Origin of the sequence: Streptomyces sp. NPDC085932, assembly GCF_044540525.1 — a bacterium.
Lineage (GTDB): Bacteria > Actinomycetota > Actinomycetes > Streptomycetales > Streptomycetaceae > Streptomyces > Streptomyces levis.
Map to the genome: position 1 here is coordinate 62452 of NZ_JBITSJ010000002.1, position 24733 is coordinate 87184.

General features: G+C 72.1%; 21 protein-coding genes and 1 other RNA gene. 19 read left to right on the plus strand and 3 right to left on the minus strand.

What is annotated here, in order from left to right; all coding sequences use genetic code 11:
• Window positions 1–175: 175 nt before the first annotated feature.
• Together prfB and ACIGAQ_RS09465 are read left to right on the plus strand one after the other, a co-directional pair.
• Window positions 176–1282: a peptide chain release factor 2 gene (gene prfB / locus ACIGAQ_RS09460; protein WP_311688370.1), complete on the plus strand. Its 1107-nt coding sequence runs from the start codon at window positions 176–178 to the stop codon at window positions 1280–1282.
• Window positions 1283–1570: 288 nt separating this feature from the next.
• Entirely contained in the window at window positions 1571–2179 is a 609-nt protein-coding gene (locus ACIGAQ_RS09465) for a hypothetical protein (RefSeq protein WP_311688371.1), read from the plus strand.
• 128 nt (window positions 2180–2307) lie between these two features.
• Here ACIGAQ_RS09465 and ACIGAQ_RS09470 read toward each other — a convergent pair whose 3' ends face one another.
• The gene (locus ACIGAQ_RS09470) at window positions 2308–2499 is read right to left on the minus strand and encodes a hypothetical protein (RefSeq protein WP_094052195.1); all 192 of its coding nucleotides are present in this window, start codon (window positions 2497–2499) and stop codon (window positions 2308–2310) included.
• A 236-nt stretch (window positions 2500–2735) separates the two neighbouring features.
• Here ACIGAQ_RS09470 and ftsE point away from each other — a divergent pair, with 236 nt between their 5' ends.
• The 5 genes from ftsE (at window position 2736) to ssrA (ending at window position 6636) form a co-directional block, all read left to right on the plus strand.
• On the plus strand, window positions 2736–3425 hold the full coding sequence (gene ftsE / locus ACIGAQ_RS09475; protein WP_003990615.1) for a cell division ATP-binding protein FtsE: 690 nt from the start codon (window positions 2736–2738) through the stop codon (window positions 3423–3425).
• A gap of 41 nt (window positions 3426–3466) precedes the next feature.
• Complete coding sequence (gene ftsX, locus ACIGAQ_RS09480) at window positions 3467–4384, plus strand: permease-like cell division protein FtsX (RefSeq protein WP_094052196.1); 918 nt, start codon at window positions 3467–3469, stop codon at window positions 4382–4384.
• Window positions 4385–4452: 68 nt separating this feature from the next.
• Entirely contained in the window at window positions 4453–5619 is a 1167-nt protein-coding gene (locus ACIGAQ_RS09485; RefSeq protein WP_399780830.1) for a S41 family peptidase, read from the plus strand.
• A gap of 46 nt (window positions 5620–5665) precedes the next feature.
• A complete protein-coding gene (smpB, locus tag ACIGAQ_RS09490) occupies window positions 5666–6148 on the plus strand; it encodes an SsrA-binding protein SmpB (RefSeq protein WP_311688373.1) in 483 nt (160 codons plus the stop codon).
• 99 nt (window positions 6149–6247) lie between these two features.
• Window positions 6248–6636: a transfer-messenger RNA gene (ssrA, locus tag ACIGAQ_RS09495) on the plus strand.
• Window positions 6637–6684: 48 nt separating this feature from the next.
• On the opposite strand, the gene ACIGAQ_RS09500 is transcribed toward ssrA, so the two are convergent.
• Window positions 6685–7650, minus strand: a complete 966-nt coding sequence (locus ACIGAQ_RS09500; RefSeq protein ID WP_399780834.1) for a LacI family DNA-binding transcriptional regulator — start codon at window positions 7648–7650, stop codon at window positions 6685–6687.
• Window positions 7651–7766: 116 nt separating this feature from the next.
• Window positions 7767–8975 (minus strand): MFS transporter, encoded by a 1209-nt coding sequence (locus ACIGAQ_RS09505; protein ID WP_399780837.1) that lies wholly within the window; start codon window positions 8973–8975, stop codon window positions 7767–7769.
• Between the two features lie 284 nt (window positions 8976–9259).
• Here ACIGAQ_RS09505 and ACIGAQ_RS09510 point away from each other — a divergent pair, with 284 nt between their 5' ends.
• From ACIGAQ_RS09510 to ACIGAQ_RS09565, 12 genes are all read left to right on the plus strand, one after another.
• Entirely contained in the window at window positions 9260–9505 is a 246-nt protein-coding gene (locus tag ACIGAQ_RS09510) for a hypothetical protein (protein WP_399780840.1), read from the plus strand.
• An 11-nt stretch (window positions 9506–9516) separates the two neighbouring features.
• Window positions 9517–10320, plus strand: a complete 804-nt coding sequence (locus ACIGAQ_RS09515; protein ID WP_399780843.1) for a hypothetical protein — start codon at window positions 9517–9519, stop codon at window positions 10318–10320.
• Window positions 10321–10355: 35 nt separating this feature from the next.
• The gene (locus ACIGAQ_RS09520) at window positions 10356–11321 is read left to right on the plus strand and encodes a LysR family transcriptional regulator (protein WP_399780846.1); all 966 of its coding nucleotides are present in this window, start codon (window positions 10356–10358) and stop codon (window positions 11319–11321) included.
• A gap of 165 nt (window positions 11322–11486) precedes the next feature.
• On the plus strand, window positions 11487–12581 hold the full coding sequence (locus ACIGAQ_RS09525) for a hypothetical protein (RefSeq protein ID WP_399780849.1): 1095 nt from the start codon (window positions 11487–11489) through the stop codon (window positions 12579–12581).
• A 569-nt stretch (window positions 12582–13150) separates the two neighbouring features.
• A complete protein-coding gene (locus tag ACIGAQ_RS09530) occupies window positions 13151–15343 on the plus strand; it encodes a bifunctional polysaccharide deacetylase/glycosyltransferase family 2 protein (RefSeq protein WP_399780852.1) in 2193 nt (730 codons plus the stop codon).
• On the plus strand, window positions 15340–16557 hold the full coding sequence (locus ACIGAQ_RS09535; protein WP_399780855.1) for an acyltransferase family protein: 1218 nt from the start codon (window positions 15340–15342) through the stop codon (window positions 16555–16557). Before ACIGAQ_RS09530 ends, ACIGAQ_RS09535 begins: the two co-directional genes overlap by 4 nt.
• 195 nt (window positions 16558–16752) lie before the next feature.
• Complete coding sequence (locus ACIGAQ_RS09540) at window positions 16753–18138, plus strand: nitrate/nitrite transporter (protein ID WP_311688204.1); 1386 nt, start codon at window positions 16753–16755, stop codon at window positions 18136–18138.
• A 117-nt stretch (window positions 18139–18255) separates the two neighbouring features.
• Complete coding sequence (locus ACIGAQ_RS09545) at window positions 18256–19407, plus strand: uroporphyrinogen-III synthase (protein WP_399780859.1); 1152 nt, start codon at window positions 18256–18258, stop codon at window positions 19405–19407.
• 572 nt (window positions 19408–19979) lie between these two features.
• A complete protein-coding gene (locus ACIGAQ_RS09550; RefSeq protein ID WP_311688206.1) occupies window positions 19980–20573 on the plus strand; it encodes an ABATE domain-containing protein in 594 nt (197 codons plus the stop codon).
• Window positions 20574–20925: 352 nt separating this feature from the next.
• Window positions 20926–21447: a sigma-70 family RNA polymerase sigma factor gene (locus ACIGAQ_RS09555; protein ID WP_010039908.1), complete on the plus strand. Its 522-nt coding sequence runs from the start codon at window positions 20926–20928 to the stop codon at window positions 21445–21447.
• The gene (locus tag ACIGAQ_RS09560; RefSeq protein ID WP_362275356.1) at window positions 21447–22280 is read left to right on the plus strand and encodes a zf-HC2 domain-containing protein; all 834 of its coding nucleotides are present in this window, start codon (window positions 21447–21449) and stop codon (window positions 22278–22280) included. The genes ACIGAQ_RS09555 and ACIGAQ_RS09560 overlap by 1 nt, the downstream gene beginning before the upstream one ends.
• Before the next feature lie 60 nt (window positions 22281–22340).
• Complete coding sequence (locus tag ACIGAQ_RS09565; protein ID WP_399780864.1) at window positions 22341–24629, plus strand: HelD family protein; 2289 nt, start codon at window positions 22341–22343, stop codon at window positions 24627–24629.
• Window positions 24630–24733 lie beyond the last annotated feature (104 nt).

Here is a 24733-nt window from a genome sequence, read left to right on the forward strand (position 1 = left end):
AGCCGCCTGCCGCGGCGGACCGGACGGTGCCGTGCCGAGCGGTCGGCGGGCCGCCGGGGCAGGTGCGCCGGAGGCCGCTCGGCGGGGGTTTCGCGATCGGCCGGGGCGTCCCGGCCCCGGCGTCCCGGCGGCCGCCCGGGCATGGTCGCCGGGCGGAGCCGTTACGCTGGAGGGCGTGGCAGTCGTCGACGTATCCGAAGAGCTCAAGTCCCTCTCCTCGACCATGGAGTCGATCGAGGCCGTTCTGGACCTCGAGAAGATGAGGGCAGACATCGCCGTGCTCGAGGAGCAGGCGGCCGCGCCGTCCCTGTGGGACAACCCCGATGAGGCGCAGAAGATCACCAGCAAGCTGTCGCACCTCCAGGCGGAGGTGCGCAAGGCCGAGGCCCTGCGCGGTCGCATCGACGACCTCGGTGTCCTCTTCGAGATGGCCGAGGAGGAGGACGACCCGGACACCCGTGCCGAGGCCGAGTCCGAGCTGGCCGCCGTGAAGAAGGCGCTGGACGAGATGGAGGTCCGCACCCTCCTGTCCGGCGAGTACGACTCCCGCGAGGCCCTGGTGAACATCCGCGCCGAGGCCGGCGGCGTCGACGCCGCCGACTTCGCCGAGAAGCTCCAGCGCATGTACCTGCGCTGGGCCGAGCAGCGCGGCTACAAGACCGAACTCATCGAGACGTCGTACGCGGAAGAGGCCGGCATCAAGTCGACCACCTTCGCCGTCCAGGCGCCCTACGCCTACGGCACCCTCTCCGTCGAGCAGGGCACGCACCGGCTGGTGCGCATCTCGCCGTTCGACAACCAGGGCCGCCGGCAGACGTCCTTCGCGGGTGTCGAGGTCCTGCCCGTGGTCGAGCAGTCCGACCACGTCGACATCGACGAGAGCGAGCTGCGGATCGACGTGTACCGCTCGTCGGGCCCCGGCGGCCAGGGCGTGAACACCACGGACTCCGCGGTGCGCATCACCCACCTCCCCACCGGCATCGTCGTCTCCTGCCAGAACGAGCGCTCGCAGATCCAGAACAAGGCCACGGCCATGAACGTCCTCCAGGCCAAGCTGCTGGAGCGGCGCCGCCAGGAGGAGCAGGCCAAGATGGACGCCCTCAAGGGCGACGGCGGCAACTCCTGGGGCAACCAGATGCGTTCGTACGTCCTGCACCCGTACCAGATGGTGAAGGACCTGCGCACGGAGTTCGAGGTCGGCAACCCCGAGGCCGTGTTCAACGGCGAGATCGACGGCTTCCTGGAGGCCGGAATTCGCTGGCGCAAGCAGCAGGAGAAGTAAGTTTGTCGACAAGGCAACTGCCGCCCGCAGGGCGGTAGTTGCCTTTTCTGTACCCGCATGTCTGGGTTTTACATCACACTCACGAGCTCAGACTCCCGGCATAGCCCCCGTAGTTGGACATGGCGTCCGCAAACGGCCTTGACGTGTCTTTGAAAAGTGGGAAGGGTGAAGCGCGGCATGCGTGTCTCTGGGGCGCATGTGAACCGGGGGCCTCTCACCGCAGCCGTCCCCGTCGAGCACAGCCCCGACGCTGCCTAATGACGATGAGCTACTGGGGGTAGCAACCACATGACGAAGAAGACGCGGATCCGTGTCGCGCGGATAGCGGCCGGTGCCGTGATCGCCGCCGGTGCCTCGCTGACCGCCGCCGGTGCCGCTTCCGCCGCGGAGAGCGAGGAGTGCCTGCTCGGCATCCTGTGCGCCGAGGAGTCGCCGGCCCCGTCGCCGACGCCCACGCCGACGGAGGAGCCGACCGGCATTCCCACCAACCTCCCGACCGACCCGCCGTCGACCGAGGAGCCCCCGGCCGAGCCCACGGACGAGCCCACCGAGCCGACCGAGGACCCGACGGACGAGCCGAGCAACCCGGGCAACGGGAACGGCAACGGCAACGGCGGCGGGAACGGCAACGCCAACGGTGGCGGCAACGGCGGCGGCAACAACGCCGACCCCGACGGTGGCGCCTCCACCCAGGAGCAGGGCTCCTCGGCCCTCACCGACACCGGCTCGGACAACACCCCCGCGCCGCAGGCCCAGGCCGGCGGTCCGGAGCTCGCCGAGACGGGTGCCGCGCAGACCACCTTCCTGGTGATCGGCGCCGCCACGATGATCGCCGGCGGTGTCGGCTTCCGCGTCCTGCCGCGCCTGATGGGCGGCCGGGGCGGCGCCGCCGCCTGACGGTAGCCGCGCCCGCACGGACCGTGCGCACAGCGCGAAGGGCCCGGAGCAGCACGCTCCGGGCCCTTCGCCATGCGGTCGGGAGGGGCCGGCTCTCCGGGAGAGCCGCCTCGCAGGGGGCTACGCCGTCACGCGGTCTGGTGCGCCAGCAGGGCCACGGCCGCGATCAGGACCGTCAGCAGGGCGATCAGCGCCATCGGGCTCAGGCCCGCGAGGAAGTTCTCCTGCTGCAGGCGCTCGCGGTTCGCGCGGCACACGGGGCAGCGGCCCTCGCTCACGGGGGCCGCACAGTTCGCGCACACCAGCCGGTCGTACGTCATGCGCTTGCCCTCCTTGCGACGGTTCCACGTGTCCAACGTTCGTGGGGGTGGGAATGTTCCCCCTCCACTCTGCCAGGTTCCTCCGGAGGGTGCGCGCCGCTCGCACAGTTCCCCGCCCCGCCGGAGGGACGTACAAAACGGCACATCCGCTGCGCAACCGCGACCGGTGACTGCGGTGCCGTGCCCGGGTCGCGTATGGTCACGCTCATCTACCCCCGGCGACCCGTGGTGCATCCGTGATCCGATTCGACAATGTCTCCAAGGTCTACCCCAAGCAGACCCGCCCCGCCCTCAGGGATGTCTCCCTGGAGGTCGAGAAGGGCGAGTTCGTGTTCCTCGTGGGGTCCTCCGGCTCCGGAAAGTCCACCTTCCTGCGGCTGATCCTCCGCGAGGAGCGGTGCAGCCACGGCCAGGTGCACGTCCTGGGCAAGGACCTCGCCCGCCTCTCCAACTGGAAGGTGCCGCAGATGCGGCGCCAGCTGGGGACGGTCTTCCAGGACTTCCGGCTGCTGCCGAACAAGACGGTCGGCGAGAACGTCGCCTTCGCGCAGGAGGTCATCGGCAAGTCCCGCGGCGAGATCCGCAAGTCCGTGCCGCAGGTGCTCGACCTCGTCGGGCTCGGCGGCAAGGAGGACCGGATGCCCGGCGAACTGTCCGGTGGTGAGCAGCAGCGCGTCGCCATCGCGCGGGCCTTCGTCAACCGGCCGAAGCTGCTCATCGCCGACGAGCCCACCGGCAACCTCGACCCGCAGACCTCCGTCGGCATCATGAAGCTGCTCGACCGCATCAACCGGACGGGCACGACCGTGGTGATGGCCACGCACGACCAGAACATCGTGGACCAGATGCGCAAGCGCGTCATCGAGCTGGAGAAGGGCCGCCTCGTCCGCGACCAGGCCCGCGGCGTCTACGGCTACCAGCACTGAGACCGCTTCCCGAGATCCACGGAAAGGCATAACCAGCCGCCATGCGCGCCCAGTTCGTCCTGTCGGAGATCGGCGTCGGTCTCCGCCGCAACCTGACGATGACCTTCGCCGTCATCGTCTCCGTCGCCCTGTCGCTGGCCCTGTTCGGCGGGTCGCTCCTGATGAGCGACCAGGTCAACACCATGAAGGGCTACTGGTACGACAAGGTCAACGTCTCGATCTTCCTCTGCAACAAGTCCGACGCCGAGTCCGACCCCAACTGCGCCAAGGGCGCGGTGACCGAGGACCAGAAGAAGCAGATCAAGAGCGACCTCGACAAGATGGACGTCGTCCAGCAGGTCACGTACGAGTCGCAGGACCAGGCGTACAAGCACTACAAGGAGCAGTTCGGCGACTCCCCGCTGGCCGCCTCCCTCACGCCGGACCAGATGCAGGAGTCGTACCGCATCAAGTTGAAGGACCCGGAGAAGTACCAGGTGGTCGCCACCGCCTTCAACGGCCGGGACGGCGTGCAGTCCGTGCAGGATCAGAAGGAGACCCTGGACAACCTCTTCAAGCTGCTGGAGGGCATGAACTGGGCCGCGCGCGCGGTGATGGCGCTGATGCTGGTCGTCGCGCTGATGCTGATCGTCAACACCGTGCGCGTCTCGGCGTTCAGCCGGCGGCGCGAGACCGGCATCATGCGCCTGGTCGGCGCCTCGGGCTTCTACATCCAGGCGCCGTTCATCATGGAGGCCGCGGTCGCCGGACTCATCGGCGGCACCCTCGCGTGCGCCTTCCTGCTCGTCGCGCGGTACTTCATCATCGACCACGGACTGGCCCTGGCGGATCAGCTCACACTGATCAACTTCATCGGCTGGGACGCCGTCCTGACCAAGCTGCCGCTCATCCTCGCCACGAGCCTGCTGATGCCCGCGTTGGCCGCGTTCTTCGCGCTGCGCAAGTACTTGAAGGTGTGACGCACGCCAAGAGGGGCCGTACGGTCAACGGACCGTACGGCCCTTCCCCTTGTCCTAGACTCACCGGCATGTCAGGTCGTGACCCGTTCTGTCAGCCCCGTCGCATCCGCCGCGGGGCCGCCCTGACCTTGGTCTTCGCGAGCGTGCTCGCCGCCGGTGCGGCGACCGGAGCGCTGCCGCAGGGCGACCGGAAGTCCGCGCCGCACGAGACCCGTTCGGCCCGGCCGGCCGGGCACCACGCGGAGGTCACCAGGGCGGCCGAGGAGGCGATGGCCGACGGCAAGTCCCCCGTGGAGGCCGCGCAGCGCGCCGTCAGCCGCAGCGGTGACCGCTGGGGCGCCGTCTACTCCGAGGGCGAGTACGAGGAGTTCGAGGACGCCCTCGACGGCGAGTACACCGGCGTCGGCCTGTGGGCGCGCAGCGAGCGCGACGGCCGTATCGAGGTGACGAAGGTGCGCGCCGGCTCGCCCGCCGCCACCGCCGGGGTCCGCCCCGGCGACGTGCTGCGCAGCGTCGACGGCCGCGAGACCGACGGACGGCCGGTCACCGAGGTGGTCTCGTTACTGCGCGGGGACGCCACCGACGCCCCCGCCGGCACCACCGTCCGCCTCGGCCTGGAGCGCGGCACGCGCGCGTGGACCGAGACGCTGCGCCGAGCCCAGCTCTCCACCGACTCGGTCACCGTCCGGGAGACCGCGGGACCGGTCACCGTCATCAAGGTCACCAAATTCACCAAGGACTCCGGCGACCAGGTCCGCGCCGCCGTCCGGCAGGCCCCGCCCGGCGGCATCGTCCTCGACCTGCGCGGCAACTCCGGCGGACTGGTCACCGAGGCCGTCACCGCCGCCTCCGCCTTCCTCGACGGCGGACTGGTCGCCACCTACGACGTCGACGGCGCCCAGCGCGCCCTGCACGCCGAGCCGGGCGGCGACACCACGAGACCGCTGGTCACTCTCGTCGACGGCGGCACCATGAGCGCGGCCGAGCTCCTCACCGGCGCCCTGCAGGACCGCGGACGCGCCCTGGTCGTGGGCTCCCGCACCTTCGGCAAGGGCTCGGTCCAGATGCCGAGCCGGCTGCCCGACGGCTCCGTCGCGGAGCTGACCGTGGGGCACTACCGCACTCCCTCCGGCCGCGGGGTCGACGGCCGCGGCATCACCCCCGACCTGGAGGCGGACGAGGGAGCCCTGCAGCGGGCCGAGAGCGTCCTGCGGGGCCTGGCGACCCCGTCGTAATCCACTTCCCGCGAGCCCCCTGTGTAGTGCGAAAATGGGCGGCACTATGGCTAAGGAACAAGGGCGCAAGCTGATCGCGCAGAACAAGAAGGCGCGGCACGACTACCACATCATCGACACCTACGAGGCCGGTCTGGTCCTCACCGGCACCGAGGTGAAGTCGCTGCGCCAGGGGCGGGCGTCGCTGGTCGACGGGTTCGTGCAGATGGACGGGCACGAGGCCTGGCTGCACAACGTGCACGTGCCGGAGTACAGCCAGGGCACCTGGACCAACCACAGCGCCCGCCGCAAGCGGAAACTGCTGCTGCACCGCGCCGAGATCGACAAGCTGGAGTCGAAGACGGGCGAGACGGGTCACACCATCGTGCCGCTCGCGCTGTACTTCAAGGACGGTCGCGCCAAGGTCGAGATCGCGCTGGCGAAGGGCAAGAAGGAGTACGACAAGCGGCAGACCCTGCGCGAGAAGCAGGACCGCCGGGAGACCGACCGCGCGATCGCGGCGGTGAAGCGGAGGCAGCGCGCGAGGTAGGGAATACGCTGGCACCGACCTGCGTTGGTCACGTACGATGGTGCCTGTACCTCACAGCGGGTACGCGCCCCTCTCCGGAGGGGATTGTCAACACAACATGGGGATGATCGGTTTCGACAGCGGCTGTCGAAGCAGGGGAAGCGTGTCGAGGAAGCGGCAATGATCTCGTAAACCATATGTCGCAAAAAAATAATCGCCAACACCAAGCGCGATTCCCAGTCCTTCGCCCTCGCTGCCTGATAAGCAGTGACTGAAGGACCCTAATGGGTGTCAGCCCGGGAGCGTTCCCGGCCCGGATCCTGGCATAAGCTAGGGAACTAAACCATCGAGCCCGGTCACGGGGTTCGATGGGAAATCAAACAGTGACTGGGCCCGTCGGCGACTTGTTCGCGTGATCGCCGGGGCCGAGAAAATCGCAGCGAACTGCACACGGAGAAGCCCTGGTTCCACACCGTTGGACGCGGGTTCGATTCCCGCCATCTCCACTCATCCCATGTGGGCGAAGGCCCCGTCGCTTCCGAGCGGCGGGGCCTTCGTCATGCCCGGCCCGTACTGCCTCGCTCCGTCAGCCGCGGCGGCAGCAAGGTCGTCTCCGGTCCGGGCGCGCCCGTCCGCTCCCGCAGCAGCAGCTCCACCCCGAGGGCGCCCAGCTCCGCCGACGGCACCGTGACGGCCGAGACCGTCTCGGGGACGTCGGTGCCCACGGCCAGAACCGACAGGTCCTCCGGGATGCGCCGGCCGCGCTGCCGCAGGGCCGTGAGCAGGGGGACCAACAGGGGGTCGTTCTGGACGACCACGGCGGTCGGGGCGGGACGGGCGCGCAGCAGCCGGTCCGCGAGGGCCTGGGCCGCGGACGGCTCGGCCGGGTGCACCGACGAGGCCAGCCGGTGCCGGTCGGCCGCCGCCGTGAAGCCCTCGACCAGGCGGCGGGCCGAGGCGGTCTCCCGCAGATAGACCTCCGGCGGCGGACCGGCCAGCGCGACGGCGCGGTGCCCGAGCCGGGCCAGATGGCGCACACAGGCCTCGCCCGCCGCGCGGTAGTCCAGGTCGACGCAGGGCAGACCGGGCGGATGGGCGGGCAGGCCGATCAGGGCGGCGGGGCGGCCCAGGGAGCGCAGCCGGGGCAGCCGCGGGTCGCGGAGGGCGACGTCCAGGAGCAGCAACGCGTCCCCCGGGGCCGGACCGCCGAGGCGGTTCAGGCCGTCCTCGTGCGTGAGGAGCAGCACGTCGTGGTCATGCGCGCGGGCCGCCGTCACCACCGACGCCGTCAGCCGCATCATCGCCGGGAGGTGGACGCCGCCGCGCAGCGGAGCCGCCACGGCCAGGACGTTCGAGACGCCGTACGTGGCCGGGCCGGACTGCGGGCGGTAGCCGAGTTCCCGGGCGGCCTCCTCCACGCGCCGCCGGGTGGCCGCGGAGATGGGGCGCTTGCCGCTCAGCGCGTACGACACGGTGCTCGGGGACACTCCGGCCCGGCGCGCGACGTCCGTGATCCTGACCATCAGGCCGGCTCCGGCACCCGGTAGCCGCCGGTGAACTTCATGGGAGTCCCTCACTGTCCCGGTGCCCGACGTTGAAGCGCTTCGACGGTCGAAGGTATGCGGGGGGCGGGAGGGCGTCAATGGGGCATGGGCTGATTGGCGAAGCGGTTCGACACGCCGGTCAGGGCGAGTGCGAGAGCCAGGGCGGCGGCCGCCACCGGAACCGCGTAGCCCGCCGTCGCCGAGGCGTGCTCCACCGTCCAGCCGCCGAGCGCGCTGCCACCGGCGATGCCGCCGAGCAGGCCGGTCACCGCGAGGGTCATGCCCTCGTTGAGCCGGCCCTCGGGCGTGCGCTGCTGGACCAGCGTCATGGTCGTGACCATCGTCGGGGCGGTGGCCATCCCGGCCACCAGCAGGGCCGCCGCCAGGAGCGGGAGTGACCCGGTGAGGGCGGCCGCGAGCAGCGGCAGGGTCAGCAGCGCGGTCATGGCGGCCACGCACCACGCCAGCCGGCCCGCGGCCGGCCCGGCCGGGCGCGCGGCGCCGTAGAGCAGGCCGGCCGCGCAGGAGCCTGCCGCCTGGAGGGCCAGCACGGCACCGGCCGCGGTCCGGTGCCCCGCGGCGTCCGCGAAGGCGAGCGTGACGACCTCCGTCGCGCCGAAGACGCCACCCATCGCCAGGCAGACCGCGAGCAGCGAGGGCATGCCGGGCGCGCGCAGCGGCGGCTTGCCGGGTATGTGCCGCCGGACCGGTGGCTCCGTCGCGCGCCGGCTCGTGAACAGCACCATGCCGGTCAGCAGCAGCACCGCGCCGACGAGCGTGCCCGCCTCCGGGAACAGCGCCCCGCACAGGAGGGCCGCGAGCACCGGGCCCAGCATGAAGCACAGTTCGTCCGCGGCCTGCTCGAAGGAGTTGGCGGTGTGCAGTCCCTCCGCGTCACCCGGCAGCAGATGCGCCCAGCGGGCCCGGGACATGCCGCCGATGTTGGGGGTGGTGGCGGTGGCGGCGTAGGAGGCGAACAGGGTCCAGTCCGGGGCGTCGTGGCGGACGCAGAGCAGCAGGGCGAGGGAGCCGAGGACGGCGATCAGTGTGGCGGGCAGGGCCACCCGGGCCTGGCCGTGCCGGTCCACCAGGCGCGCGGTCCACGGGGCGACCACCGCGGTCGCCGCGAGCCCCGTCGCCGTGACGGCACCGGCCAGCGCGTACGAGCCCCGCGTCCCGGCGATCATGACGACCGCGCTGACGCTGAACATGCCCATCGGCAGCCGGGCGATCAGGTTCCCGGCGGTGAAGGCGCGGGCGCCGGGCAGGCGGAACAGGCGTCGGTAGGGGGCGAGATGCGGCATGAGCCCACCGTCGCCCGGCGGTGATCACGCCGTCCAACACCTGTTCCGTGCCGACTCACGCACCTGCGGTGTGAATCCGCGCCCCGGGCCGCGGGCCTTCGCCGGGCGGGCCGGACGGCCGTGGCGGAAAAAGACATGGCGGAAAACATTCGCTGCTTGTTCTTCATACAGCGATATGGAGATTCCTAATGCTCCTCATTGCGCATGGAAAAGATGCTCATTCGGGAAAATCCTTCACTCGTTTGCCGCGCATCCGCCGAAGTGGGCCGACGGTTAGTCGGTACATGACCGAGGCGACCAGGAAAGACGGCTGGGCGGTAACGCTCGGCCCGTACACCTACATTCCGGCACCGGCGCACTCGTCCGCCACCGTCAACGGCACGCTCACCAGAGGCGGTTGCCCGGTCACGCTGCAGGTGACCGAACCGGTGCTGCGCGATTTCATCGACGCCATGAGCGGCCTGGAAAAGGACCTCGCCCGACGGTGGATCAGTGCGACGGAATGGCCCGCTTTCGCGCTCGCGGAATAGCGGGCCGCGTCATGTACGACAACGGAATCGAAGGCACGGGACGCCACCGGGCCCCGACCCGGGACTTCGTCACCCCGCTGACCCCGCCCGACCCCACCTGGGACCCGGCCGAGGAACTGGCCTTCATCCTCGAAGAAGCCCTCCAGCAGGAGGCGTCACGGATCCCCGCACCCCGCGACGAGCCACCGCCCGCGGCCGCGGAACCGGTCCCCGCCCCCGGCGGCGAGCGGATGAGGCGGCTCCAGGACATCACCGAGGAACTCCCGCCCGTCCGGGACGTCCCCCGGCGCCACCGCAAGGTCCGCACCCGTAGGGCCCCGCGCCTGCTGCGCACCACCAGCTTCCTGGTCGCGGCCCTGGCGGCCGTGATCGCCACCGCCGTGAGCCTGCTGAGCGGCATCGTCGCCTACGACCCCCTGCGCCTGGTCGCCGCGTCCCCGGCCGAGCGCGGCCTGCGCACCTGGTGGCCCCTGCTGGTCTACGGGCCCTGGCTGGTGGCGTCGTTGTCCGTCCTGCGGGCCGCGCTGCACCAGCGCCGGGCCGCGCACTCCTGGTGCGTCGTGCTCGTCTTCTCCTGCGTCGCCGTGCTGCTCTGTGTCGTCCAGGCGCCCAGGACCGTGCTCGGCACCGCGGCGGCGGCCCTGCCCGGCATCGCGGCCCTGGCCTGCTTCCAGCAGGTCGTCCGGCAGATCACCCTGACGCGCCCGCCCGTACGGTCGGCGCCCCGGCACCGGGTGGGCCAGGCCAGCGCGCCCACCGGAGGGGACGCGTCGAAGGGCGGGAACGAGGCCCGGGGGCAGCGCACCGACCCCTGACCCCCCGGGGCCGCCGCCCGCTGTAGGTTCACGGCATGCCCGCCCCTCTCGACCCGCGCCTCCTGCGTGCCTTCGTCACCGTCGCGGAGGAACTGCACTTCACCCGAGCCGCGCTCCGCCTCCACGTGGCCCAGCAGGCGCTCAGCCGGGACGTGCGGAAGCTGGAGCGGGAGCTGAGGGCCGAGCTGTTCGTGCGGACCACCCGGCAGGTGACGCTCACGCCCGACGGGGAGCGGCTGCTGCCGCACGCCCGGCGCGTGCTGCGGGCGCAGGACGACCTGCTGGCCGCCTTCGGCCAGGCCCGGCCCCTGCTCGTCGACCTCAACTCCCCGGGCCTGGTCACACCGCGCCGCGTGCTGCACCTGGCACGCGAACTCGCCCCCGGACACGAGCTGATGGCCCGCTACGAGAGCGGCCTGACCTGGGCCGCCGGCGAGCTGCTCGCGGGCCGGCTGGACGTGTCGTTCGGACGGTTCGCCGGACTGGACCCGGCGCTGCGCAGCGGGCTCGGCCACCAGCCCGTGCGGTACGAGCCGATGGCGGTCGTACTGCCCGAGGACCACCGGCTCGCCGGTACGGCCGAAGTGCCGCTCGCCGAACTGGCCGGCGAGACCGTCTACGCGGGTGCCGGCAATCCCCGCACGCCGGAGTGGACGGACCTCGCGCGGCTCCTCTTCGAAGAGCGGGGGATCGAACTCGCGCCGCCCGCGCCGCTGGCCGTCGGGGAAGAGGAGTTCCAGCGGATCATGGCCAGGACACGTCACCCGATCCTGGCCGTCGTGGGGTTCCCGGCCCTGCCGTCGACCGTGGTGCGGCCGCTGGTCGATCCCGTGCCGTTGTCGCCCGTCTCCCTGGTGTGGCGCAGGGGCCTGACCCATCCCGCGTTCGACGCGCTGCGCGGGGCGGCGGCCCGGCTGGCGGCGGAGGAGGGGTGGCTGCGGCGGCCTGCGGGGGGATGGATTCCGGCCGCCGATCATGTCCTCATGGCGTCTCACGATTGACACGATTCGACACGGCGCCCACACGAAACCTGCTCGTGCGCTACATTCGACGCCTGAGCACGGTGTGGTAATAGGGGGCGCTCGGACGGGTGGGGGCCCGGTCCGACGGCGGGTGCTCAGGTCGAAAGCGCACCTGAACCATCCCGTGGGGGGAAGTGCGTGCGCGTGACAAAGTGGCGAGAAGACGCCCAACCCGAATGGCCCCAGGCCGCTGCCGCGACCGGTGAACTCACCGCGGACGGCAGAGCCCGGGACGGCAGAGCCACGCAGGTCTTTCCCGAGGGCGACGTCCGGGCGACCGGTGCGCGCCTGCCCGCCGGGACCGAGATACTGCGCGGCATTCCGAAGCAGAAGGAGGGCGAGGCCGACTCGCTCCCCTCGGCCCAGGCGTCCGCGACGTCCAAGGGGGCCGCGACCTCCGAGGCGTCCCGGCCGGCCGTCCGCGATCCCTGGCAGGAGCCGGAGGAGGCCGTCGCGGACGGCCCCGGTTCCGCTGCCGGTTCCGCTCCGGGATCCGCTGACGGTTCCGCTCCGGGTTCCGCTGCCGGTTCCGCCGAGCACACCCACGACCCGCACGAGGTCACGGTCCAGCTGGACGCCGTACAGCTCGGGGACGGCTTCGTCCGGCACGTGAAGGAGGGCCCCGGCACCGCCCCCGTCGCCGACCGCCCCGTCTTCGTCGACGAGTCAGGCCGTCGCAGCCGCCGCTTCCGCCGGATCGGCATGGCCGTGGCACTGGCCTGCGGCGTCTACGCCGTCGTCATCGTCGCCACGCTGATGTCGGGCAACTCCAACGCGCCCTGGCTGCCCGTGCCGGGCCAGAAGGAGAACCCGCCGGCCGGGCAGGTCGACAGCCCGTCGCTGCCGGCGGAGTCGGCCCCGGCCTCGGACACCGGCGCCACCGTCCCGAGCGGCACACCGGCCGCGGGCGAGACCGCGATGCCCACGTCCGGGCCCAGCGCCCTCCGGCCGGAGGCCACCGCAGGCTCCGGCCGTCCCGATCCGTCGGCCGAGCCGACGCCGAAGGCGTCCCGGACCGCACCGGCCCAGGGCGGCGGCGGCGCGAGCGAGCCGGTCCCGAGCAAGCCGGCGGACCCGCCGAGCACGCCGGCCACCGACCCGACACCCACGGGGGGTTCCACTCCGGAGCCGACCACGACGACAGGCACCGGCGACGGTGGCGGTGGGGGTGGCGACACCGGCACGGTGGCCGAGGGTCCGGTGGAGCCGCAGCCCGTCACCGAGCCACCGGCGGTCTAGGCCGGCCGTCGCCGATCGCCGCGGGCCGCCGCCGACCGGCTTCCGGCGGCCGCCGCGCGGCCTCCCGCACCGAGGGGCACGGCCGGGCGGCGACCGCGGGAGCCGCTCGGGCCGGAGGCCCCGGAGGGTCCGGAGGCCCCGGACGCCTCGGGACCCCCGGCGTCGGGGCGGCGGCACGCGAACCGTGTGCGCGGAGCGGTCGGCGGAGAGCGGCGACACCGCCCCGCTCGATCGCACGGCGCCTGTACCGCTCGGTCGCGCGGCGCCCGCACTGCTCGGTCGCGCGGGGCGCCCGTACGGGACTGGCCGTGAAGTCTCGTCCCAGCCCCGACCGCCCGACCGCCCCGTCCGCCCGACCGCCCCGTCCGCCCCGTCCGCCCGCCCGGCCACCGCCCGGTGACCCCGGCCTCACACCCCGGCCACACCCCAGGCCGCCACCCCGGCCCCGACCCCGGCCACACCCCCGGCCGCCACCTCGGCCCCGGCCCCGCCCCAGAACCTCGCATCAGTTCGCCGCATCACCCGTCCCCGCACCACCCGCTCCGCACCACCCCGAGGTACCACCACCCATGGCATCCCCTGTCCGCCGTTCCGGGCCCGCGTCACGAGCCCGTGGGGGCTCCAGGCGCCGTCGCCTGCCCATGCGCCTGCTGTTGCCCCTGCTCGTCCTCGTCGCGCTGATGGCGATGCTCATGCTGCGCGGCTACGTGCACAGCGAGATCCTCGCCGACCACCGCGTCGGCCCGCCCGCCGCCAACGACCGCGTCCCGAAGGACATCCTCAAGGGCGGTCCCGTCATCGACACCCGGGACGGCGACCCCACCAGCCTGCAACTGCCGGACCACGAACTGGTCCTCACCTTCGACGACGGACCCGACCCGGAGTGGACGCCCAAGGTGCTCGACGTGCTGAAGAAGCACGACGCCCGGGCCGTCTTCTTCATCACCGGCACCATGGCCTCCCGCTACCCCGACCTCGTCCAGCGCATGGTCGACGAGGGCCACGAGATCGGCCTGCACACCTTCAACCACCCCGACCTGTCGCTGCAGAGCAAGAGCCGCGTCGACTGGGAACTGTCCCAGAACCAGCTCGCGCTGGCCGGGGCGGCCGGCATCCGCACCTCGCTGTTCCGCCCGCCCTACTCGTCGTACGCCCGGAACATGGACAACAACTCCTGGCCGGTCACCGAGTACATCGGCAGCAAGGGCTACATCACCATCGTCAACGACACCGACAGCGAGGACTGGCGCCGGCCCGGAGTCGAGAAGATCATCAGCAATGCCACGCCGAAGGGCGGCAAGGGCGCCATCGTGCTGATGCACGACTCCGGCGGCGACCGCTCCCAGACCGTGGCCGCGCTCGATCGGTACATCTCCGGACTCCAGGACGAGGGCTACCGCTTCCACACCCTCACCGGCGCCCTGGACGCCCCGAGCGCGCACAGCCCGGTCGCCGGTCTGGAGGCGCTGAAGGGCGACGCGTGGGTCTTCCTGGTGCAGGCCTCGGAGAAGACGACCGGGGTGCTCGTCGCCGGCCTGGCCGTCGTCGGCGTGCTGGTCTTCGGCCGTCTCGGGCTGATGCTGATCCTCTCCATCGCGCACGCCCGCCGGGTCCGGCGCAAGGGCTTCCGCTGGGGAGAGCCCGTCAGCGAACCGGTGTCCGTGCTCGTGCCCGCCTACAACGAGGCCAAGTGCATCGAGCAGACGGTCCGTTCCCTGGTGGCCAGCGACCATCCCATCGAGGTGCTGGTCATCGACGACGGCTCCAGCGACGGCACCGCGCGCATCGTCGAGAACCTCGGCCTGCCCGGCGTACGCGTCGTCCGCCAGCTCAACGCGGGCAAGCCGGCCGCCCTCAACCGGGGCATCGCCAACGCCCGCCACGACATCATCGTGATGATGGACGGCGACACCGTCTTCGAGCCCACCACCGTCCGCGAACTCGTGCAGCCCTTCGGCGACCCGCGCGTGGGCGCCGTCGCCGGCAACGCCAAGGTCGGCAACCGCGACTCGCTCATCGGGGCCTGGCAGCACATCGAGTACGTCATGGGCTTCAACCTCGACCGCCGCATGTACGACGTCCTGCGCTGCATGCCCACCATCCCCGGCGCGGTCGGCGCGTTCCGGCGCAGCGCGCTGGAACGGGTCGGCGGCATGAGCGACGACACGCTCGCCGAGGACACCGACATCACCATGGCCCTGCACCGCGACGGCTGGCACGTCGTCTACGCGGAGAAGGCCATCGCCTGGACCGAGGCCCCCGAGTCCGTGCAGCAGCTGTGGTCCCAGCGCTACCGCTGGTCGTACGGCACCATGCAGGCGATCTGGAAGCACCGCCGGGCCCTCGTCGACCGCGGGCCCTCGGGCCGCTTCGGGCGGGTCGGCCTGCCGCTGGTGTCGATGTTCATGGTCGTGGCGCCGCTGCTCGCCCCGCTGATCGACGTGTTCCTGCTGTACGGGCTGGTGTTCGGCCCGACCGAGAAGACCATCGGCGCCTGGCTGGGCGTCCTCGCCGTGCAAGGGGTGTGCGCGGCCTACGCGTTCCACCTCGACAAGGAACGCATGACCCACCTCATCTCCCTGCCCCTGCAGCAACTCCTCTACCGGCAGCTCATGTACGTCGTCCTCCTCCAGTCCTGGATCACCGCCCTCACCGGAGGCCGGCTGCGCTGGCAGAAGCTGCGGCGCACGGGCGCGGTGGGGCTGCCCGGGGGCGGGACCGCCACGCCGCAGCAGCAGATGGACGGGAGGCCGGTCGGATGACCACGGCCCCCGCCCCCGAGGCCCTGCCGGACCTGCCGAAGGAACAGCCCCCTTCGCCGAAGCCCGGACGCGACCGCTACTTCGACCTGCTGCGCGCCCTCGCGCTGTTCCGGGTGGTGCTCTACCACCTGACCGGCTGGGCCTGGCTGCCGCTGGTGTTCCCCTCCATGGGCGTGATGTTCGCGCTCGCCGGCAACCTCATGGCCCGCTCGCTCAAGCGCCCGCCGCTCCAGGTGATCCGCGGCCGCATGCGCCGGCTGCTGCCCCCGCTGTGGCTGCTGGGCGTCGTGGGCGTCACCGCCATGGTCCTCCAGGGCTGGGGACCGGGTGACGACGGCCACCCCGGCTGGTGGTGGCTCCACCTCACCTTCTGGATCGTCCCGTTCAGCGACCCGCCGTACGGCGAGGGGCTGCCCGGCGTGCCCGGCCTCATCGGCGACAACTGGGCGGCGGACCTCGCGGGCCCGCTCTGGTACATCCGCGCCTACCTCTGGTACGTCCTGCTGTCCCCGCTGCTGCTGAAGGCCCTGCGCGCCCTGCCGGTGGTCACGCTGTCCGCGCCGGTCGTCCTGGCCGTCGCCTTCGAGCAGGGCTGGCTCACCCTGCCCGGCGAGCGGATCCCCTCGGCGCTCACGGACTTCTCCACGTTCGGCGCCTGCTGGATCCTCGGCATGGCCCACCAGGAGGGCATCCTGCGGCGGCTGCCGCGCTACGTCGTCCCGTCCGTGGCGCCCGTCATCGCCCTGGCCGGCCTCTGGTACGCCCTGCACCACGACTTCGGCACCGGCAACGACCTCGACAGCATGCCCCTGGCCCAGGCCCTGTGGTCCTTCGGCACGGTCCTGCTGCTGCTCCACGTCAGCCCGTCCTGGTCCGACTGGCCCCGCCGGCTGCGCCCCTTCGCCGGCACGATCACCCTGCTCAACTCCCGGGCCGTCACGATCTACCTCTGGCACAACACCTGCATCCTGATCGCGGCGACCCTCTGGGACCACCTGTGGGCCTTCCCCCTCCTGGAACAGAACGTCCCCGGCCTCCTGGAAAGCCCCTGGCCGGTCCTGGCCCTGGTCTGGCTCCTCATCGGCGCCTGCATCCTGACCTTCGGCTGGGCGGAGGACCTGGCGGCCGGACAGAGGCCTCGGTTGTGGCCGACGGGTGAGCGGCGGGGCCGGGGGCGGCGACGGGAACGGAGGCGAGTCGTCGCCGGCGGCTGAGCCGGCCGCCGGTCTCGCCGCCGGCCGGGGTCGTGACGCGGAAAACCGGCACAACCTCTCATCCCACCCCGGCCTGGGGTGAGAGCAAAGTTCCCTCGCGGTCACTCGGTGGCACAGGCAGGAAACGCGTTCTCCCTACCTTCGGGACCAGTCACTCGAAGTACCACCGAGTTCCCGGAGCACAGTGGAGGCGTCATGACAGGCCCCGGCACGGCACCCGCACCCCCGAGCAGGGGCGGCCGCTGGATCCAGCACTGGGATCCCGAGAACGAGACGTTCTGGGAGGAGACCGGCGAGAAGGTGGCCCGCCGGAACCTCTACTTCTCCGTGCTGTCCGAGCACATCGGCTTCTCGGTCTGGACCCTGTGGTCCGTGCTGGTGCTGTTCATGGGCCCCGAGTACGGCCTCACCCCCGCCGACAAGTTCCTGCTGACCTCGATGGTGACCCTGGTCGGCGCCGTCGTCCGCGTCCCCTACACCTTCGCCGTCGCCGTCTTCGGCGGGCGGAACTGGACGATCGTCTCGGCCGGCATGCTGCTGATCCCGACCGTCGCCGCGTTCACCGTGATGGAGCCGGGCACCTCCTTCTCCACCTTCCTGCTGGTCGGCCTGCTCGCCGGCGTCGGCGGTGGCAACTTCGCCTCCTCCATGACCAACATCAACGCCTTCTTCCCGCTGCGGAAGAAGGGCTGGGCCCTCGGTCTGAACGCGGGCGGCGGCAACATCGGCGTGCCGGTGATCCAGCTGGCCGCGCTCGCGATCATCGGCGCCGGCGGCGGGCCGCGCGTGCTGCTGGGCGTCTACATCCCGCTGATCGTCGTGGCCGCCGTGCTGGCCGCGCTGTTCATGGACAACCTGGAGAACGTCAAGAACGACACCGGCGCCGCCAAGGACGCCGCCCGGGACGCCCACACGTGGATCATGTCCGTGCTCTACATCGGCACCTTCGGCTCGTTCATCGGCTACAGCTTCGCCTTCGGCCAGGTTCTGCAGAACCAGTTCGGCCGCACGCCGCTGGAGGCCGCGTACGTCACCTTCATCGGCCCGCTGCTCGGCTCGCTGATCCGTCCGCTCGGCGGCTGGCTCGCCGACCGCTACGGCGGCGCGAAGATCAGCCTGTGGAACTACGTGGCGATGGGTGTCGCCACGGCGGTCCTGATCGGCGCCTCCATGGAGAAGTCGCTGGCACTGTTCACCGCGGCCTTCGTGGTGCTGTTCGTGCTCAGCGGGCTCGGCAACGGCTCCACGTTCAAGATGATCCCGGGCATCTTCCAGAACAAGGCCCTCGCCCGGGGGCTTCAGGGCGAGGCGGCGGCGGCCTACGGGCGGCGGCTCTCCGGGGCCTCCATGGGACTCATCGGCGCGGTCGGCGCGCTCGGCGGCGTCGGCATCAACCTCGCCTTCCGTCAGTCCTTCCTCTCCTACGGTTCCGGCACCGGCGCGTTCGTCGCCTTCCTCGCCTTCTACGCGGTGTGCTTCGCGGTCACCTGGGCCGTATACCTTCGGCGTACGGCTCCCCGGGTACCCGCCACGTCGGCGGCCTCGGAGGCGAAGCCGCAGCTCAGCTACGCCGAGGTGTGACGTAACACCAGCGACATCGAGCCGATCCGGGCCTGTCACGAGCCGTTGACAGGCTCGATCGGCATGTAGGTACGCCGTACCCACGCAGTACGACGACTCGAGTGCGGGACGAGAGCCATGTACGAGGAAGAACAGCGACCGGACCACGGGCCCCTGGCGGGTTTCACCGTGGGTGTGACGGCCGCGCGCCGGGCCGACGAGCTGGGAGTGCTGCTGCAGCGGCGGGGCGCCGCCGTCCTGCACGCCCCCGCCCTGCGGATCGTGCCGCTCGCCGACGACAGCGAACTGCTGGCCGCGACGAAGGACATCGTGCAGCAGGCGCCCGACATCGTGGTGGCCACCACCGCCATCGGCTTCCGGGGCTGGGTCGAGGCCGCCGACGGCTGGGCCCTGGGCGAGGACCTGCTCTCCCGGCTGGGCGGTGTACGGATCCTGGCGCGCGGGCCGAAGGTGAAGGGCGCGGTCCGGGCCGCGGGGCTGACGGAGGAGTGGTCACCGTCGTCGGAGTCCATGGCGGAGGTGCTCGACCGGCTGCTGGAGGAAGGCGTCGAGGGACAGCGCATCGCGATCCAGCTGCACGGGGAGCCGCTGCCGGGGTTCGTGGAGGCGCTGCGGGAGGGCGGGGCCGAGGTGGTCGGGGTGCCGGTGTACCGGTGGATGCCGCCGGAGGACCTCGGGCCGGTGGACCGGCTGCTCGACGCGACGGTCGCCCGGGGCCTGGACGCGGTCACGTTCACCAGCGCGCCGGCGGCGGCCTCGCTGCTGTCCCGGGCGGAGGAACGCGGCCTGCTGCCCGAGGTGCTGGCCGCCCTCAGCCATGACGTGGTGCCGGCCTGCGTGGGCCCGGTGACCGCCCTGCCGCTGCAGTCCCGCGGCATCGACACGATCCAGCCCGAGCGGTTCCGTCTCGGGCCGCTGGTGCAGCTGCTCTGCCAGGAGCTGCCCGGGCGGGCGCGCGCACTGCCGATCGCCGGGCACCGGGTGGAGATCCGCGGGCACGCCGTACTGGTCGACGGCGCCCTCAAGCCCGTGCCGCCGGCCGGCATGTCCCTGCTGCGGGCGCTGTCCCGCCGTCCCGGCTGGGTCGTCGCCCGTGCGGAGTTGCTCCGCGCCCTGCCCGGCTCGGGCCGCGACGAACACGCCGTCGAAACGGCCATGGCCCGCCTGCGCACGGCCCTGGGCACGCCCAAGCTGATCCAGACGGTGGTCAAACGCGGCTACCGCCTGGCCCTGGACCCGGCGACGGAGACGAAGTACGCGGACACGTGAGGCCCGCCCGGGGGAGGGGGAGCGCGAACGCGCCGGGCGCACACATACGAGTCCTGTCGGGCTACAGGTGCGGCCGCCTGCCCGGCGACCGCACCCCCACCGCCGACACGCCCGCCGGGGCGGACGCGGCGGGTGCGGGGGTGGTTGGGCTGGGGTCGTCGGTGGTGCGTGGGTGGTCGGCTCGCGGTCGTGGGTGGGCGGTTGATTGGCGGTCGTCGGTGGTCCGTGAGTGGCCGGGCGGTGGCCCGCGGTGGTGCGGGGGCGGTGGGGCTGTGGTCCTCGGCGGTCCGCGGGCGGATGGGCGCGGACTGCGGTGGTCCGAGGGCGGACGGGGGCGGACCGCGGTGGCCCGTGGGCGGTCGGGGGCGGACCGAGGTGATCCGGGCGTTGTGCCGTGCGGTGCATCGCCGAGTCGTCGTGGACCTGGGCCACAGGGGCGGTCGGCCGGGGGCCGGGATGGGCAGGACCTGCCGCGCGAGGTCTTTCCGGCGCGCCGTGGGGCGGGCACTGTAAGAGGGGAACGGTTCTGGAGCCCTCACTGGCGTCTCACCGACCTAGGCGGTGACAGGCACATGGCACTGGGTACGGCCACGGCCCCCTACGAGCTGCGGTTCGACGCCGGGCGGATCTGCCTGGATCTGCTCTCCACCACGCACCCGCAGGAACGGCTCGACTCCCTGCCCGTGCTGCGCGCCTGGATCACCGGCTCCGGACTGGTCCCGGCGGACACCGTCCTGGCCCACGCCGACGCCACCTGGCCTGCCGCCTTCCGCGAACTGCGCACCCAGATCGACCGGTTGGTGCGCGGCTGGCCGGGCGCGGGAGTGACGACGTACGACTTCGCGCTCGCGCGCGTCAACGACCTGGCCCGGACCGCGCCCCCGGCGCCCCGCGCGGTCCGCGGCGAAGACGGCCGGCTCGTCCGGCAGTTGGACGGCCCGCCCGACTGCGCCGCCCTGCTCGCCTCCGTGGCCCGGGACGCCGTGGACCTGCTCACCGACCCCGTGGCGCGCGCGGCCCTGCGCCAGTGCGAGGGGGACAACTGCCGGATCGTGTATCTCGACACCTCCCGGGGACGCCGCAGGCGCTGGTGCTCCAGCGAGGTCTGCGGGAACCGCGAACGCGTCGCCCGCCACCGCCGCCGTGCCGCACTCGCCCGCGCCTGAAACGGAATTGAGTGGTCCGTGCACGGAAATTCCGTGTCCCGAATGCGACTTCTGTGACCGCACGGCCGAAGTGATTTCGATTACACGCCGTTTACCTACGGCCCCGTAGGGAAGGCCCGGCTCGATCGGGCCGATGTGGCGGAAATGTAAAGAACGCGGGGTGGGAATGTGACCCCATGTCCCGGTCGTCACGTCACTTCGAAGAAATCTGTCGCCTTCCTTTGAACGCCCAACGGCTCGCTTCCGTACGGCTTGTCGAGCGACCGACTGGGGGAACCCCCGGACATCGGAGGTGGGCGTGCGCAAGGATTCCGTCGTGGCCAATGAACGAGCACCGAGGGCCCGACATCGCATGTCCCAGCCCTCGGAACCCGACGAGGAGCTGATGCGTGCGCTCTATCGCGAACACGCCGGACCCCTGCTGGCATACGTCCTGCGCCTGGTCGCCGGAGACCGGCAGCGCGCCGAGGACGTCGTGCAGGAGACGCTCATCCGTGCCTGGAAGAACGCCGGTCAGCTCAATCGGGCGACCGGATCGGTACGCCCCTGGCTGGTGACGGTCGCCCGGCGCATCGTCATCGACGGCCACCGCAGCCGGCAGGCCCGGCCGCAGGAGGTCGACCCGTCGCCGCTGGAGGTCATCCCCGCGGAGGACGAGATCGACAAGGCGCTGTGGCTGATGACTCTCTCGGACGCACTCGACGACCTGACCCCCGCTCACCGGGAGGTGCTCGTCGAGACGTACTTCAAGGGGCGTACCGTCAATGAGGCGGCCGAGACCCTGGGCATACCCAGCGGAACGGTCCGCTCCAGGGTGTTCTACGCCCTGCGTTCGATGAAGCTGGCACTGGAGGAGCGGGGGGTGACGGCGTGATGAGTGTTTACGGGGGTAACCAAGGGTTCGGTACGGGAGGCATGGGTATGTCTGGCCCCATGCAGGAATCTCCGGTGCCGAACGAGCACGAGACCGTGGGCGCGTACGCCCTCGGCATCCTCGACGACGCCGAAGCGACCGCCTTCGAGGCCCACCTCGCCACCTGCGAATGGTGCGCCCAGCAGCTCGACGAGCTGGCCGGCATGGAGCCCATGCTCGCCGCCCTCGCCGACCTCCCCGGCTCCGGAAGCACACCCGCGATCGGTGAGTCGCTCTCCGCGAAGCCCCGCCCGCGCCTGGTGGAGAAGCTGGTCGACGAGGTCGCCGACCGCCGCGCCCAGAAGCGGCGCCGCAGCCTCTACATGGTGGCCGCGGCCGGCGCGCTGATCGTGGGCGGCCCCTTCGTCGCGGTCGCGACGAACGGCGGCGGCGGTGACAGCGGCGGCGCCGAGCAGCGCCCGCTCGCGGCGAGCCCCGCCAAGCAGGCCTTCGACGGCATCTCCGACAAGATCTCCGCCACCGATCCGAACACCAAGGTCACCGCGACGGTCGCCGTCCAGAAGAAGGACTGGGGCACGGGCGTGGTCACCGAGCTCAAGAACGTCCGGGGCCCGCTCAAGTGCGCCCTCGTCGCGGTCGGCAAGAACGGCGAGCGGGAGACCCTGTCCTCCTGGTCCGTCCCGGAGTGGGGTTACGGCCTGCCCGACGCCAAGACGGAGAAGGCCAAGCAGCCCCTGTACGTCCAGGGCGGCGCCGCCTTCGAGCCGAACGAGATCGACCACTTCGAGGTCGTCACCTTCGACGGCAAGCGGCTGGTCGAGGTCGACGCGTAGCCTTACCGGGTCCCCTTCGCGTACGGTGGACGGCTGCCCAGCACGTCAGAAGGGGGCCCGGTGGCCGCTCAGGCTCAGCAGGAAGCCGCGCTCGACCACTCCTTGAGAGACCGCGAGATCGCTGTCGAACAGGAACACCTGGACCGGGTGTACCGGCGCCTCGAGGAGAAGATCCACGAGGCGGAGTTCCTGATGAACGACGCAGCCCAGCGCGGCCAGGTCGGCACGCCCGGCGCACTCGCCGAGCGGGACGCCCAGGTCTTCCGCGCGGGCATCCACCTCAACCGGCTCAACAACGAGTTCGAGGACTTCCTCTTCGGCCGTATCGACCTGCTGCTCGGCAAGGACGGCAAGAAGGGACCGGACGGCGCGTACACCGCGGTCGAGCCGGCGGAGGGCGCGGTGCGCCCGGACAACACCGCAGACATCGCCGAGACCCTGCACATCGGGCGCATCGGCGTGCTCGACCAGGACTACGCCCCGCTGGTCATCGACTGGCGGGCCCCGGCCGCCGCGCCCTTCTACCGGTCGACGCCCGTCGACCCGGGCCGCGTCGTGCGCCGCCGGGTCATCCGCTCCAAGGGCCGCAAGGTCCTCGGCGTGGAGGACGACCTGATGCGTCCCGAGCTGACGGCCTTCCTCGACGGCCGTGAACTGCCCGCCCTCGGCGACGGCGCCCTGATGGCCGCACTCGGCCAGGCCCGCAGCCACACCATGCGCGACATCGTCGCCTCCATCCAGGCCGAGCAGGACCTGGTCATCCGCGCCCCCGCCGCCTCCGTGACCTACGTCGAGGGCGGCCCGGGCACCGGCAAGACCGCCGTCGCGCTGCACCGCGCGGCCTACCTCCTCTACCAGGACCGGCGGCGCTACGCGGGCGGCATCCTGATCGTCTCGCCGACCCCGCTGCTCGTCGCCTACACCGAGGGCGTGCTGCCCTCCCTGGGCGAGGAGGGCCAGGTCGCCATCCGCGCCATCGGCTCCCTGGTCGAGGGCGCCGAGGCCACCCTCTACGACTCCCCGTCCGTGGCCCGCGCCAAGGGCTCCTCGCGCATGCTGAAGGTGCTGCGCAAGGCCGCCCGCGGCGCCCTGGAGCTGAAGGATTCACCGGCCCGGCTGCGCGTGGTCGCCTTCGGCCGCCGCCTGGAGCTGGAGGCCGAGGAGCTCGCCGGCATCCGGCGCGCCGCCCTCGGCGGCACCGCCCCCGTCAACCTGCTGCGCCCGCGCGCCCGAAGGCTCCTGCTCGACGCCCTGTGGGAGCGCTCCGGGGCCGCCGGCCGGCACACCGACCCGGAGCTCGCGGCCGAGCTGCGCTCCTCCTTCGACGAGGACATCACCTCCGAGGACGACTTCCTCGCCTTCCTCGACGCCTGGTGGCCGGAGCTGACCCCGGCCGCCGTCCTGGACGTCATGGCCGACGAACGCCGCCTCGGCCGCTGGGCCCGGCGGATCCTCAACCCCGGTGAGATCCGGAAGGTGGCCCGCTCCCTCAAGCGGGAGGGCCGCTCCGTGCACGACATCGCGCTGCTCGACGAGCTCCAGGCCATCCTCGGCGCCCCGGCCCGTCCCCGCAGGAAGCGCGAGCTGGACCCGCTGGACCAGCTCACCGGCCTGGAGGAGCTGATGCCGGTGCGCGAGGAGACCCAGCGCGAGCGGGCCGAGCGGCTCGCCCAGGAGCGCGTCGAGTACGCCCACGTGATCGTCGACGAGGCGCAGGACCTCACCCCGATGCAGTGGCGCATGGTCGGCCGCCGCGGCCGGCACGCCACCTGGACGGTCGTCGGCGACCCGGCGCAGTCCTCCTGGTCCGACCCGGACGAGGCCGCCGAGGCCCGCGACGAGGCCCTGGGCACCCGCCCGCGCCGCCGCTTCGAGCTGACCGTGAACTACCGCAACCCGGCGGAGATCGCCGAGCTCGCCGCGAAGGTCCTCGCCCTCGCGATGCCCGGCTCCGTCTCCCCGAAGGCGGTCCGCTCCACCGGCGTCGAGCCGCGCTACACGGTCGTCGGGGAGAGCCTGGGCGCCACCGTCCGCGAGGAGGCCGCCCGGCTGCTGGAACGGGTCGACGGCACGGTCGGCGTGGTCGTCGCCATGCAGCGGCGCGAGGAGGCCCGGCGCTGGCTCGCCGGGCTCGGCGACCGGGTCGTGGCACTCGGCAGCCTGGAGGCCAAGGGCCTGGAGTACGACGCGACGGTCGTGGTCTCCCCGGCGGAGATCGCCGACGAGTCACCGGCCGGACTGCGTGTGCTCTACGTCGCACTGACCCGGGCCACCCAGCAGCTCACGGTCGTCTCCGCCGAGCGGGACGAGCCCGACGCGGCGGGCGTGCCCGACCTGCTCAGGGACTGACGGCGGGAAGCACGGCACCCGATACCCACTTGCCGGCGAAATGAACTCCCGGTACGGGAATGGCCTTACGGGATCCGTTTGTTAGCCTGGATGTGGCACCGGCC

Bases quoted from the DNA above. Each gene is read 5' to 3' on its own strand.
- ACIGAQ_RS09465 (WP_311688371.1), top strand. From the start codon at position 1,571: ATGACGAAGAAGACGCGGATCCGTGTCGCGCGGATAGCGGCCGGTGCC.
- ACIGAQ_RS09470 (WP_094052195.1), bottom strand. From the start codon at position 2,499: ATGACGTACGACCGGCTGGTGTGCGCGAACTGTGCGGCCCCCGTGAGC.
- ftsX (WP_094052196.1), top strand. From the start codon at position 3,467: ATGCGCGCCCAGTTCGTCCTGTCGGAGATCGGCGTCGGTCTCCGCCGC.
- ACIGAQ_RS09485 (WP_399780830.1), top strand. From the start codon at position 4,453: ATGTCAGGTCGTGACCCGTTCTGTCAGCCCCGTCGCATCCGCCGCGGG.
- smpB (WP_311688373.1), top strand. From the start codon at position 5,666: ATGGCTAAGGAACAAGGGCGCAAGCTGATCGCGCAGAACAAGAAGGCG.
- ACIGAQ_RS09500 (WP_399780834.1), bottom strand. From the start codon at position 7,650: ATGGTCAGGATCACGGACGTCGCGCGCCGGGCCGGAGTGTCCCCGAGC.
- ACIGAQ_RS09505 (WP_399780837.1), bottom strand. From the start codon at position 8,975: ATGCCGCATCTCGCCCCCTACCGACGCCTGTTCCGCCTGCCCGGCGCC.
- ACIGAQ_RS09510 (WP_399780840.1), top strand. From the start codon at position 9,260: ATGACCGAGGCGACCAGGAAAGACGGCTGGGCGGTAACGCTCGGCCCG.
- ACIGAQ_RS09515 (WP_399780843.1), top strand. From the start codon at position 9,517: ATGTACGACAACGGAATCGAAGGCACGGGACGCCACCGGGCCCCGACC.
- ACIGAQ_RS09520 (WP_399780846.1), top strand. From the start codon at position 10,356: ATGCCCGCCCCTCTCGACCCGCGCCTCCTGCGTGCCTTCGTCACCGTC.
- ACIGAQ_RS09530 (WP_399780852.1), top strand. From the start codon at position 13,151: ATGGCATCCCCTGTCCGCCGTTCCGGGCCCGCGTCACGAGCCCGTGGG.
- ACIGAQ_RS09535 (WP_399780855.1), top strand. From the start codon at position 15,340: ATGACCACGGCCCCCGCCCCCGAGGCCCTGCCGGACCTGCCGAAGGAA.
- ACIGAQ_RS09540 (WP_311688204.1), top strand. From the start codon at position 16,753: ATGACAGGCCCCGGCACGGCACCCGCACCCCCGAGCAGGGGCGGCCGC.
- ACIGAQ_RS09545 (WP_399780859.1), top strand. From the start codon at position 18,256: ATGTACGAGGAAGAACAGCGACCGGACCACGGGCCCCTGGCGGGTTTC.
- ACIGAQ_RS09550 (WP_311688206.1), top strand. From the start codon at position 19,980: ATGGCACTGGGTACGGCCACGGCCCCCTACGAGCTGCGGTTCGACGCC.
- ACIGAQ_RS09555 (WP_010039908.1), top strand. From the start codon at position 20,926: ATGTCCCAGCCCTCGGAACCCGACGAGGAGCTGATGCGTGCGCTCTAT.
- ACIGAQ_RS09560 (WP_362275356.1), top strand. From the start codon at position 21,447: ATGAGTGTTTACGGGGGTAACCAAGGGTTCGGTACGGGAGGCATGGGT.